Raw genomic sequence first — 12,231 nt, forward strand, 5'->3', positions numbered from 1 at the left:
CCCGAGCCTTGCAGCGCACTGCCGTTTGTGTCCAGCCGAGTCGCCCGGACCGCCCAGTGTGGTTGGCTGGAAGGGTCAACCGAGGGGGTCGAGTCGCACATCCGGAACGTGCTGCAGCTCGTGGCGGTCGACGGCACCGACGTGCTCGGCTACGTCCAGCTCAGCGACTACTAGAACACCTACCACCGCCCGTTGAAGAACCTGATCACCCTGGCCATGTCGGCCCGGCACCGGCGGCGGGGCGTCGGCCGCCGGCGAGGAGTGGGCGCGGGCCGAGGGCGCTGCCGGTGTGCGGCTGGTGACGGGGCAAGACCGGGTGGACGCGCGGGAGTTCCACGCGGCCAACGGGTACGTGGTCCGCAAGGAGCAGACGAACCTCATCAAGTGGTGGGACCGAGCGGGCGTCTCCCGTCCACCAGCTCCTCCATCACGTGCACCGGCAACGACGGGTTCGCCGCCGCGGTCCCCGCCGTGAACTCGCTGCCCAGCAGCTCCAGGATCGTCGCCACCGGCAAGTTCGGGTGGGCCGCCGCGAGGTGCCGGGCACGGGCGTCTCCCAGGCACAGCAGCAAGGTCTCGCCCCGGGCGGCGGCGTGCCCGGCGACCGCCCGGTGAACCCCGGCCACCGGACCGGCCCGCAAAGCCATGTGGTGCAACAACTCCGGCGGGCACAAGGGATTCCGCGCCACCGCGCCGGACACCGGAACCCCGTGCCGCGACACCAGCTCCCACAGCTCCGCGACGCTCGCCCGCGGGGCGGCCGCGGCGGCCACTCCCTGATCTGCGTCGGCCACCAGGCGAGCGAACAGGTCCGCGGGCAGGCCGGCGCGCAGGGCCACCATCATCCGCACCTGCGCCACCGGCGACGCGGCCAGGTCCCGGAGCTCGGTGGCGGACGCGGAAGCGATGCGGGGCACCGGATCGGGGCCGATCCGCGCCGCCGGGGCCAGTTCGGCCAGCAGGTCCAGCGGGATCGCGGGGTTGCGCAGGACCACGGGACGCAACGCGCGGGTGCCGGAGAGCTGGCGCAGGACCGGAGCGGGGACGGCCGGGTTCGCGGCCAGCTGCGACAGGATGCCGGGTTCGAGCTCCGACGCGAGCTGTTCGTAGACGCCGGACGGCAGGTCGGTGCGTCCGGCCAGGAAGTAGCGGGACGCGTGGTGGCGCAGCAGGTTCGCCGCCAGGGCCGCCGGTGTCGCGGGGTTGGCGGCCAGTTCGCGGGCGTGTTCCGCCGGGTCCAGCGACGTCAGCACCGAGGCCGGCGTGTGCGGGCTGGACGCCAGCGCGCGCCGCACGCCGGGGTCCGGGTGGCGGCTCACCGTCGTCGCCAGCGGCAGGGGCAGCTCGTGGAACAGGACCAGTTCGGCGACCACTTCCGCCGCCGGGTCACGGGCCAGCAGCGCGATCACGTCCGTGGGCAGGGACCAAGCCTGTTCGGGGAGGCGCACGCGCACGGCGGGGTCCGGGTGGAACGCGAGTGCGCGGGCCAGTGCGGGATCGGAGTCTGCTCGTCCGGTCAGCACCAGGGCCACTGATTCGTTCGCGATCGGCACGTCCGCCGGACGGACCAACTCCTTCTCCAGCAGGGTGTGCACGGCCGACGAGTCGCCGTGGGCGAGCAACGCGCGCACGTGCGGCGGAGTCAGATCGCCTCGATCCGCGAGGACCGGGGCGAGCTCGGCACGGGTGACCAGGCGGTCGAGCAGGAAACCTGGCAGCGCGGGGTTCGACGCCAGGCCCTCGAGTACAGCGTTCACCAATCTCCCTGGTAACACGGCAGGCATTCCCCCCGACAACGCGTATCATCCCCAATCGCGTTGAGTAGCGGGGGTTTTGTGGCAAACGGCAGTGCGAAGCGACGTCCCACCATCGGGATGATCACCGCGGGCCCGCTCATCGAGCTCGCGGGCGAGCAGTGGCGTGGTGTCAGCGACGGCGCTCAGCGGCTCGGATGCGACCTCGTGTGTTTCGTCGGCAGCGAACTGGACCATCCAGACCCGCTCAAGCGTCGTGCGAACACGGTCTACGACCTCATCTCGCCGAACCGCATCGATGCACTCGTGGTGTGGACTACGCGCGTGGGGCAGCGCATCGGCTCCGATGGCATGCAGGAGTACGTGAAGCGGTACGCGCCGATGCCCATCGTGAGCGTGGAGACGGGCCTTGCCCAGTGGCCAACGATCCTGATGGACAACCGCGACGGCATGAAGCAGGCCGTCGACCACCTCATCGAGGTGCACGGCAAGCGGCGGATCGCGTTCGTCCGCGGGCCGCAAACGCATGCGGGCGCCCGAGAGCGGTTCCTGGGGTACGCGGATTCGTTGCGCAACCACGGAATCCCGTTCGATCCCGCGCTCGTCACGATGCCGGGTTCGTTCATCTGGGAACCCAACCGCGCCTCCGAGGCCGTGCGCAAGATGCTCGCGCGGATCGAAGAACCGCCGGACGCCGTCGCCGCCGCGAACGACGACTACGCCATCGGGGTCGTCTCCGCGCTGGAGGAGCTGGGTTTCCGCACGCCGGAGGACGTCGCCGTCGTCGGGTACGGCAACCACACGAACGTCCGGACGCACGAGCTCGGCCACAGCACGGCGGCCAGGTTGCAGCGCGAGGTGGACATCGACGCGGCGGCCCCCGTCTTCACCACCGTCCGGGCGCCGTTCCACGAGATGGGGTTCCGGGCCGCCGAGCTCGCCGTGGCGCTGGTGCGGGGCGAGCCGACGCGGCACCGGCAGACCATGCCGACCGAGCTGATCGTGCGCAGGTCGTGCGGCTGCCTGCCGTCCGGGCTCGGCGACCACGCGCCCGCGCACGACCGGATCGGTGTCAACGAGTCCGCGAGCGCGTCCACGGTGGCGGACCACCTGCGCGACTCGCTCGGGCAGCCCTCCGCGCAGCTGCCGGACGGCTGGGCCGAGCAGCTGGTCGTCGAGCTGATGGCGGCGGGCCGCGGTGAGGTCGAGGGCGCGGAGTTCCTGAAGCTGCTGGCCGAGTACATCCGTTTGAGCGCGCGCGCCGGGTGCGAACCGGCGCGGTGGTGGCCACCTCTGTTCGACCTGCACAGGTTCGTGACGGCTCGCATCAGTGACGCGACGATCATCAACGACCTGTGGTTGCGCGTGCAGTTGCTCCTGGGTGATGCGTTCGCCTCGGACGCACGGTTCAAGTACCTGTCGCACGAGCGTCAAGACCAGACGGTGCGTGAAGCAGGTCAAAGGCTCATCGCGTCACGGGACGTGGAGGAGCTGACGACCGCACTGGCCGAGGAACTCCCCCGTCTCGCCATCCCGGGCTGTCACGTCATGGCGTACGACACGCCAGGCACGGCGCGCACCCTCGTCCGGTACGAGGACGGCGAGCTCAAGCCCCCGCCGGAGACCCCGTTCCCCACGATCAACCTGACGCCGTACCCGTTCCGCCGGGCCAGGCCGTTCAACGCGCTGATCGCGCCGCTGCACACCGACGAGGACAACCTCGGGTACGTGATCTTCGAGGAGGGCCCGGAGCCCGGCTGGATCTACGAGGCGGTGCAGCAGCAGCTCAGCAGCGCGTTGCGCAGCATCAGGCTGATGCAGGAGCTGAAGGACGCGCGCGCACGGCTCGAAGAGCGCGTCGGCGAGACAGAGGCGCAGCTGCGGCACGCGCAGAAGATGGAGGCCATCGGCCGGTTGACCGGTGGCATCGCGCACGACTTCAACAACATCCTCACGGTCGTGAACGGCAACAGCGAGATGCTGCTGCGACGCACCCTCCAGGACGATCCGCGGCGCACGGCGATCGAGGACATCCGGCACGCCGGCGAACGGGCCGCGAACCTGACGAGGCAGCTGCTCGCGTTCACCCGCCAGCAGGTCCTGCACCCGGAGTCGCTGGACCTCCGGCACAACCTCACCAAGGTCCACTCGATGCTGCGCACGCTCGTCGGCGACCACATCGAGCTGGAGATGCACCTGCCGGACGGCGTCGCGCAGGTGTGGGCGGACGCGGGCCAGGTCGAGCAGATCCTGTTCAACCTCGCGGTCAACTCCCGCGACGCCATGCCCGACGGCGGCACGCTCCGGATCGAGATCGCGGGCAGGACGCTCGGCAGCGGTGACTCCGGCCGGATCGTCGGCGTGCGGCCGGGCGAGTACGTCGTGATGCGCGTCCAGGACACCGGCGGCGGCATGGCCCCGGACGTGCAGGCGCAGGTGTTCGAGCCGTACTTCACGACCAAACCGGTCGGCAAGGGCACGGGCCTCGGCCTGTCCACGGTGTTCGGCATCGTGCAGCAGTCCGGCGGGCAGATCGAACTGATCAGCGCGCCGGGCGAGGGCACGACCGTGGAGGTCTACCTGCCCGTGCCGCACGAGCGCGACGGCAGGCCCGAAGCACCGTGTGCGCGCCGCCCGACCACGCACCAGGGTGCCGGCACCGTGCTGCTCGTGGAGGACGACGCCCAGGTGCGCGTCATGACCAGGCGGTCACTGGAGATCGCGGGCTACGCGGTGATCGAGGCGGGCGACGGCCAGGAGGCGCTGCAGCTCGCCACCGCGCACCGCAGCACCATCGACCTCGTGCTCACCGACGTCGTGATGCCGAAGATGGGCGGCCCGGAGCTGGTCCGGCTGCTGCGCTCGACGGGCGCCGCGCCGGCCGTGATCTACATGTCCGGCTACACGACCGACGAGGTCCTCGACGACGAGGTGCTGATCACCAAGCCGTACGTGGAGTCCGTGCTGCTGGAACGCATCCGCCAGGTGCTGGCGCCCTGACCACGATCTTCGCCGCGTTTCCCGGCGCCCCGCAGGGCACGTCGTGGGGAAGGTCAGTGATCAGTGCGCCTGCTCAGGACGCCTGAGCGCGGTTCGCGAGCACGGCGCGGACCGTCTCGTCGAGCGTCTCCAGCCGGAACGGCTTCTGCAGGTAGTCCGCGATCTCGTGCCCGGCGAACCGCCGTTCGAGCGACGTGCGGTCGTGCCCGCTGGTGAGCACCACCGGCACGACCAGGCCCTCGCGCTCCAGCTCCGCCAGCACCTCCTCGCCGGACAGGCCCGGCATGGAGTGGTCGAGCAGCATCAGGCTGATCTCGGAAGCCCGGCGGCGCAGGATCTCGATCGCCTCGATGCCGTCGATGGCCTGCAGAACGGTGAAGCCCAGCTCCTCGAGCAGGCTCACGGTGTACCTACGCACGGGGTCCTCGTCCTCGACGACGAGCACCAGCCCAGCCAGCGACATGCGGGCAAGTATGCCGGAAACTATTCGTCCCTTCAGCACCAGGTCGCCGACTATTTTTGGGAATCCTTCACGAACTGCTCCATCAGTGTGACCTGGTCCATTTGGATCACACCATTGGTTGACCCTCTGCGCTAACCTTCGCGGCACCGTCGCCGCACCACGCTGAGAAAGAGGCACCAGGAAAGGCCAACTTCATGCGTAAAGCGACGGCAGCAGCCGCTCTGGCCGTGCTGTTCACATTGTCGTCAGCACCCGCACACGCCGCGACGATTCCTACGGAGCGCGTGACGATCGACGTGGTGACGGTGAACGGATCCGGGTGCAAGCAGGGCACCGCCGAAGTGATCGTCTCACCGGACAACACCTCGTTCTGGGTGATCTACAGCGACTACCTCGCCCAGGCGGGCAAGGGTGCCGGTGCGACCGACTTCCGGAAGAACTGCCAACTGACCCTGCAGGTCAACGTCCCGCAGGGCTTCTCGTACGGCATCGCGGAAGCGACCTACGGCGGGTACGGGTACCTCCGTCCCGGCGCGGTCGGGTACCAGTCGGTGAATTACTACTTCGCCGGTCAATCGGCCACCACGACGTGGAAGCACACGTTCAACGGGCCGTACGACGACAACTGGTCGATCACTCACCGGACCGAGTTCTCCGAGATCGTCTGGGCACCGTGCGGCGAGAAGAAGAATCTCAACGTCAACAGCGCCCTGCGGGTCGACAAGGGTACCTCGGACGCCAATACAAACAGTTTCATGACGATGGACTACCAGCGCGGAGAAGTGCGCACCCTGCACCACTTCTCGTGGAAGCGCTGCTGATTTCCCGATAAAGGCCGCCGCCACCGAAGTCCAACCGCCGCCACCCCTCCCCGCGAGACGCGTTTGGAAAGGTGCCCCATGCTCAACGCGGTTGCCGCTGCCCTGCTGGCCTCGACCATCATCATCCCGCCCGGCGCGCCCAACGAGACGCCGCCGCCCGACCACATCACGATCGACATCGTCACGGTCAACGGTTCCGGGTGCCCGGCGGGCACGGCGGCCGTCGCGGTGTCCGAGGACAACAAGGCGTTCACCGTCACCTACAGCGACTACCTGGCGCAGGTGGGCGTCGGCGCACGGCCGACCGACTTCCGCAAGAACTGCCAGCTCAACCTGCGGGTCAACGTCCCGCAGGGCTTCACCTACGGCATCGCCCAGGCCGACTACAGAGGCTTCGCGCACCTGGAGAGAGGCGCGTACGCCATCCAGAAGGCCAACTACTACTTCCAGGGCATGTCGCAGAACGACTCGGCGCAACACCGGTACAACGGGCCGCACAGCGACGACTGGCAGGCCACGGACCAGACCGAGGTCGCCGCGATCGTCTACTCCCCGTGCGGCGAGAAGCGGAACTTCAACATCAACACCGAGCTCCGCGTGTACCCCGGCTCGTCCAACACGGCGACGACGACCAGCTTCGTCTCGATGGACTCCACGGACGGTGCCATCGACACGACCTACCAGTTCTCGTGGAAGACCTGCCCCTAGTAGTGCTGTGACTACCGCACGCGCTCGCACGAGCGTGTGCGGTAGCACATATGTGAGCCGACAGCCGTACAGATTCGCGTGTGCGGGCGTCTTACCCCCATGACGGGGCAGGTCGGGGTAAAGGGGCAGCCAATGCCAACCGCTGCATACGCGCAGTACGGTGAGGATCGCAAGGCTCACAGGGGAGGTCGGATCCTGACCACGACGCTGCTCCCGGCCAGACGGTCGGCGGAGGCTTCAGCCAGCGCGCGCTGGCCGCTCAGCGGCGACTACCGGCAGGTGCTCGCCGACCTCGCGCTGATCTTCTTCGCGACGCTCGACGTCTGGCTGTACGGGTTGTGGCTCGAGGCCGACCCGATCACGGACCTCCCGCCGATCGAGAACTACCAGCTGTGGCTCAACTGGCTCGCGGTCGGCGCGCTCGTGCTGCGCCGCCGGTTCCCGTTCCTCACGCTCGTGCTGACCATCCCCGGTTTCTTCGTCGGCTGGTCGCAGCTCGCCGCGATGATCGCCCTCTACACGGTCGCCCGCCGCTACATCGGCGGCTGGCAGACGGGCCTCGCGGCCGCACTGGTGTGGCTGTGCCGGTTCGTGGCCTGGCCGTTCGAGGAACTGATCGAACGCCCGGCGTCGGGGCACTTCCACTCGGCGATCTACGGCTTCCTGGTCTCGGGCCTGCCCATCGCCATCGGTCTCTTGGTCCACGCACGACAGGAGCTGTCGGACCGCATTCGTGAGCTGGCCGAGTCACGCGAGAGAGAGCGTGTGCTGCACGCGCACGCCATCCGTGCCGACGAACGGGCAAAGCTCGCCCGCGAGATGCACGACGTCGTGTCGCACCAAGTCAGTCTCATCGCGATGCAGGCGGGCGCACTCCGCATGGCCGTGGCCGACGCCGAGCACAAGCAGGTCGCCGGCACGATCCGCACGCTGTCGACGCGCACGCTCGACGAACTCCGTCAGCTCGTGTCCGTCCTGCGCACCACCGACGACACCCAGCCGAGCCTCGACGAGCTCCCCGACCTGGCCGCCGACGCGGGCTTCGAGGTCACCATCCAGCTCAAGGGCCCCGTCGAGGACCTCTCCGCACCGGTGTCCGGCGCCGTCTACCGGACGGTGCAGGAGGCCCTGACGAACATCCGCAAGCACGCCGTGGGGGCGAGCGCGACGGTGTTCATCGACGCCCAGTACGACGACAACGTGCTGGTCGAGGTGCGCAACACCGCCCCGTCCAGCGAGTCGTCGTCGCTGCCCAGCGGAGGCCACGGCCTGGTCGGCCTGCGCGAGCGCGCCACGTTGCTCGGTGGCGAGTTCTCCGCGGGGCCGACCGAGGACGGCGGCTTCCTGGTGTCGGCGTCGTTCCCGAGGGAACGCGTCATCAGCGATTGAAGCGCTGGAACGCGTGGAACGACTTCTTGGGCTCCAAGCGGTACGGCGAGTTGTCGTCGTCGAACCGCTCACGGATCGTGCGGAGCAGGCTGTACGAGGCCATGTCGTAGTCACGATCTCGGCACGTCGGGTTGTGCGGCGAGTCCGGTGAGATGACCGAGTACAGGTGTGATCCCTCGACATCGGCCTGTGCCTCGAACACGCGCAGCATGCGGGCGACGTGGTCGGCCTGTTCGCGTTCGTTCCGCTCGTAGCCGGGCTTGATCACGGGCGGGACCGCCTCGTAGTCGACGATGTCCCAGCCCATCCCGCCGGCCACCGCGGCGCCCGTGAACGTGCAGCACCCGTACTCCAGGACCATCAGCGGCCTGCCCCAGCGCCGGTACCGGGCCAGGTCGGTCGCGTACTCGGCGTCGGTCGCGAAGTGCGTGTAGTAGTCGAGGCCGACGAGGTCGAACAACGACCAGTCGTTCCACTCCGCGTCGGCCCCGGCGGCGGCGCCGTAGGTGATGCGGCCCCCGAACTCCCGGCGTGCCACCTCGACGGCCTTCGCCATGAACTCGCGGAAGCGCCGGACGACCCCGGGCCAGTCGGTGATCGACGGGATGGTCGCGAGCCGGTCCAGGAACGTGTCGCCGGGGATGATCCCCGGCGTGAAGAGGAAGTGCTCGCAGCCGGTGACGAACGTGATCTCGTCGCCGTGCCGCTTGCGTTCGGCCGTGCGCGCGGCCTCGGCCATGTGCTCCAGGACCTGCTCTTGCGGGTGGTCGTAGAGCCGCGGCTGCACGAAGACCTTCAGGCCGCGGCGCACCGCGACGTCCGTCGTCTCGGCGAGACGGCCGAGGTCGGTGCCGAACGCCGTGATCGACGGGCAGCGCAGGTCGTTCGCGATCACCCCGATCTCGCGCTCCAACTGCCGGCGGCTCCAGCGCACCCGGCTCAGCGAGTCCCCCACCGCGTGCAGCACGCCGGTGTCGTAGCAGACCCCGCCGCGTTTCCCCGGTGCCGCCGACGCCACTCCTCCCCCGACGCTCGCCAGTGCCGCGGCCCCCGCGACGGACTTCAGGAACACCTTTCGACTGATCATCGTTCCCCCTCGACTAGTTACTCAACTAGGCTACTAGTCATGCAACCAGAAAATCGGTCGGGCGGCCAGAAGCGCAGGTTCATCGAGGACGCCCGGCGCGGCCAGATCGTGGCCGCGACCATCGCGGCGATCACCGAGATCGGGTACGCGAAGTCGTCGTTCGTGCAGATCGCGCAGCGTGCGGGCATCAGCCCGGGGCTCATCACCTACCACTTCGCCAAGCGCGAGGAGCTGATGAAGCAGGTCATGCTGACCGTGCACGACTCGATGGACCAAGCACTGACCGCGTACACCGAGAACGCCGGTGACCACGTCACGGCGCTGAGGAAGCTCATCGAGGGGTTCGTCCACTACTGCGCCGAGCACCCCACCGAGCTCATCGCGATCTCCCAGATCGCGGCCGCCGCACGGGACGCTGAAGCCGCACGGACGTGGGCTGAGGAGCAGAACGCACGAACGTTGACCGAGCTGGAGGACATGTTCCGCGAGGGTCAGGCGTGCGGTGAGCTGCGCGAGTTCACGCCGAGGGTGATGGCGGTGTCGGTGCTCGCCGCGATGGAGGCGGCGCCGGCCGAGCTCATGGCCCGGCCGGACACCGACGTCTCCGCGTACGCGAGCGAGCTCGCGGACCTGTTCGAACGAGCGGTCAGGCGCGCTTAGAGGCGAGCGACGCGCTCAGGGCGGCGGCCGCGCCGAGCACACCGCACGTGAGCGCGATCGACATCGTCGGCTCGTTCTCCTGCAGCACCGTCACCAGCAGCCACACGGCCAGGCCGAGGCCGAACCCGAGCGGCACCGACGCGATGATCGCCGCCATGCCGGTCTGCCGCCGCCGCAACGCCCGCAGGTTCGACTCCAGGTACGCGAACGTGAAGAGCAGCAACAACACCGACCCGGTGCCCATGAGGCTCAGCCACGGCGTCTGGCTGGACTTCAGCAGGAACGGCGGCTGGTCGTCGACCTGCGCCGTCACGACACCGCCGATGATCCACCGCGCCACGCCCGGCAGCACGAAGCCCTCCGGCGTGCGCTCCGGGACGTCCGCGAGCGGGATCCCGGCCGCCGTCACGACGAGGTGCGTGCCGTCGACCTTCACGGGGTTCGCCAGGTCCAGCTCGACGACCGTGGACGGCGGGGTGCCGGTCGCCACGAACGGCACGACGGCCATCGCGATCAACGCGAGGGCCGCCACCAGCCACAACGCCCACGGCGTCGACGGGGGCTTGATCACCTGCGCGGCCGGCACCAGCGTGCTGCTGCCGCTCAGCCGCGCGGCCGGAACGGGGTCGACCAGCGTGGCGCGGATCCGTTGCCCGGTCAGCGTCACCGTGTCGCGTTCGGGCACGGGCCGCAGCGACGGACGCGTGGACGACGCCGACACCTGCGGCGCGAGGTGCACGGGCATGCCCAGGCGCACGAGCCAGTCCGGTCCGAACAGGTGGCCCGCCGCGGCGGCCAGGTCGATCGCGAACGTCTCGGCGTTGCGGTACCGCGCGTCCGGGTCCCGGGCGATGCTGCGCATCACCACGCCCGCCAGGGGTTCCGGCACCTTCGGCAACGGCCTCGGGTCCTGGAACACGCGCTTCTGGATCATCGCGATCGGACCGCCGCCGCGTTCGAACGGCAGGTCGCCGCAGAGCAGCTCGTAGAGCATCGTGCCGGTCGCGTAGACGTCGGCCGCGGGCGACAGCGCGTTGCCCATCGCCTGCTCCGGCGCGATGTACGCGGGCGTGCCGAGCACCGCGCCGCCGTGCGTCACGAGCGTCGCGCCCTCCGACACGACCTGCGAGATGCCGAAGTCCGCCACCTTCACCACGCCGTTCGAGGTGAAGAGAAGGTTCTTGGGCTTCACGTCGAGGTGCAGCACCCCGGCCTCGTGCGCCGCGTGCAACCCGGACAACGCCGCCAGCACGAGCCCGCACGACTGCTGCGCCGTGAGCCCGTCGCCGGAGAACCGCGACCAGACCGTGCCGCCGTCGAGGCGTTCCATCACCAGCAGGTGCTCGCCCTGCTGCCGCACGTAGTCGTAGACCGGCACGATGTGCGGGTGGTCGAGCCGCGCCAGCAGCCGCGCCTCGTGCTCGAAGCGCTCGCTCATCCTCGGGTCCTCGGCCACCGCGTGCGGCAGCCGTTTGATCGCCACGGGACGCCCGAGCTGACGGTGCACACCGCCGTAGACGACCCCCATGCCGCCCTCGCCGATCTGCTCGCCGACGGCGTACTGCGGCAGGGCGGCGACCACACTGGACAGAGTCACCGCTGGATCCTCACGGTATCCGCATCCATTGAGGACGGTGGACGTTCGCCCGGATGCGGTGTCACATAGCCAAGAACAAACGCGGCCGCCGCGGCACCGACGATGAACGGGATCTCCGCCGTCGGCGACGGCGCCACCAGCCGCAGCACCGACAGCGAGATCACCGCGATCAGCCCGGTCCCGATTCCGGCCGGCAGGAACCGCATGGCGCGCTGCCACCGGTTCGCGGGAAGCCTCCTGCGCCCCAGCGCGATCAACGCCCCCGCCCACGACAACGCCGTCAGCACGAGCACGCCCAGCCCGAACGCCCCGTAGACCGACCAGAGCGACCCCCGGACGTCACCGGTCGTCTCCACGGACGCGATCGACTCGCGTTGCACGTCGATGACCTCGACCGTGACCGGAAGGAGACCGATCGCCTGCGAGCCGAGGTCCGTGGGCTCCAGCGGGAACGACCGGGTCTCCGAGGACTTCGCCGGCACGTCGAACGGAACCGTTGTGTCGTAAGCGAAGAAGGTCAACGCCAGCGCGGTGCCGCTGATCCGCACGGTCTTCACGCGCTGCACGGTGTTCGTGTTGTTGCGGACCGTGATCGAGACCTTGGCGGTCTGCGACGGGTCCAGCACCAGGTTCCCTACTCCAACCGGCCTACCGTCCACATCGGCCTCGAGGATCACGGACCCGTCCTGTGCGGAGGCCGTCCAAGGGAGCAGCATAATTCCGCACAACAGCAGTAAACCTGCACTGGCCAT

At 69.3% G+C, this 12,231-nt stretch carries 11 protein-coding genes; 6 read left to right on the top strand and 5 right to left on the bottom strand.

The window, feature by feature from the left end:
- Positions 1-27 precede the first annotated feature (27 nt).
- On the top strand, positions 28-174 hold the full coding sequence (locus ACWF7A_RS17955; protein ID WP_452251565.1) for a hypothetical protein: 147 nt from the start codon (positions 28-30) through the stop codon (positions 172-174).
- 206 nt (positions 175-380) lie between these two features.
- Here the strand turns inward: ACWF7A_RS17955 and ACWF7A_RS17960 are convergent, their stop codons facing one another.
- Positions 381-1,757, bottom strand: a complete 1,377-nt coding sequence (locus tag ACWF7A_RS17960) for a hypothetical protein (protein WP_452251566.1) — start codon at positions 1,755-1,757, stop codon at positions 381-383.
- Positions 1,758-1,874: 117 nt separating this feature from the next.
- On the opposite strand from ACWF7A_RS17960, the gene ACWF7A_RS17965 reads away from it, so the two are divergent.
- The gene (locus ACWF7A_RS17965) at positions 1,875-4,754 is read left to right on the top strand and encodes a substrate-binding domain-containing protein (protein ID WP_452251567.1); all 2,880 of its coding nucleotides are present in this window, start codon (positions 1,875-1,877) and stop codon (positions 4,752-4,754) included.
- Between the two features lie 73 nt (positions 4,755-4,827).
- Here the strand turns inward: ACWF7A_RS17965 and ACWF7A_RS17970 are convergent, their stop codons facing one another.
- Positions 4,828-5,217: a response regulator gene (locus ACWF7A_RS17970; RefSeq protein ID WP_452251568.1), complete on the bottom strand. Its 390-nt coding sequence runs from the start codon at positions 5,215-5,217 to the stop codon at positions 4,828-4,830.
- A gap of 284 nt (positions 5,218-5,501) precedes the next feature.
- On the opposite strand from ACWF7A_RS17970, the gene ACWF7A_RS17975 reads away from it, so the two are divergent.
- The 3 genes from ACWF7A_RS17975 to ACWF7A_RS17985 all read left to right on the top strand — a co-directional run bounded on the left by ACWF7A_RS17975 (position 5,502) and on the right by ACWF7A_RS17985 (position 8,135).
- Positions 5,502-6,038, top strand: coding sequence for a DUF4360 domain-containing protein (locus ACWF7A_RS17975; protein WP_452251569.1), 537 nt, complete (start codon positions 5,502-5,504; stop codon positions 6,036-6,038).
- A 78-nt stretch (positions 6,039-6,116) separates the two neighbouring features.
- Positions 6,117-6,746 carry a DUF4360 domain-containing protein gene (locus ACWF7A_RS17980; protein WP_452251570.1) on the top strand — a complete coding sequence of 210 codons (630 nt, stop codon included), beginning with the start codon at positions 6,117-6,119 and terminating at the stop codon, positions 6,744-6,746.
- A gap of 132 nt (positions 6,747-6,878) precedes the next feature.
- The gene (locus ACWF7A_RS17985; RefSeq protein ID WP_452251571.1) at positions 6,879-8,135 is read left to right on the top strand and encodes a sensor histidine kinase; all 1,257 of its coding nucleotides are present in this window, start codon (positions 6,879-6,881) and stop codon (positions 8,133-8,135) included.
- Here the strand turns inward: ACWF7A_RS17985 and ACWF7A_RS17990 are convergent.
- Positions 8,125-9,222 carry a hypothetical protein gene (locus ACWF7A_RS17990; protein WP_452251572.1) on the bottom strand — a complete coding sequence of 366 codons (1,098 nt, stop codon included), beginning with the start codon at positions 9,220-9,222 and terminating at the stop codon, positions 8,125-8,127. The genes ACWF7A_RS17985 and ACWF7A_RS17990 overlap by 11 nt on opposite strands.
- A 39-nt stretch (positions 9,223-9,261) precedes the next feature.
- Here ACWF7A_RS17990 and ACWF7A_RS17995 point away from each other — a divergent pair, with 39 nt between their 5' ends.
- The gene (locus tag ACWF7A_RS17995; protein WP_452251573.1) at positions 9,262-9,882 is read left to right on the top strand and encodes a TetR/AcrR family transcriptional regulator; all 621 of its coding nucleotides are present in this window, start codon (positions 9,262-9,264) and stop codon (positions 9,880-9,882) included.
- On the opposite strand, the gene ACWF7A_RS18000 is transcribed toward ACWF7A_RS17995, so the two are convergent.
- Together ACWF7A_RS18000 and ACWF7A_RS18005 are read right to left on the bottom strand one after the other, a co-directional pair.
- Positions 9,869-11,479, bottom strand: coding sequence for a serine/threonine-protein kinase (locus tag ACWF7A_RS18000; protein ID WP_452251574.1), 1,611 nt, complete (start codon positions 11,477-11,479; stop codon positions 9,869-9,871). The genes ACWF7A_RS17995 and ACWF7A_RS18000 overlap by 14 nt on opposite strands.
- A complete protein-coding gene (locus ACWF7A_RS18005; protein ID WP_452251575.1) occupies positions 11,476-12,105 on the bottom strand; it encodes a hypothetical protein in 630 nt (209 codons plus the stop codon). Before ACWF7A_RS18005 ends, ACWF7A_RS18000 begins: the two co-directional genes overlap by 4 nt.
- Positions 12,106-12,231: the final 126 nt, after the last annotated feature.

The sequence above is a fragment of the Lentzea sp. NPDC055074 genome, assembly GCF_053608005.1.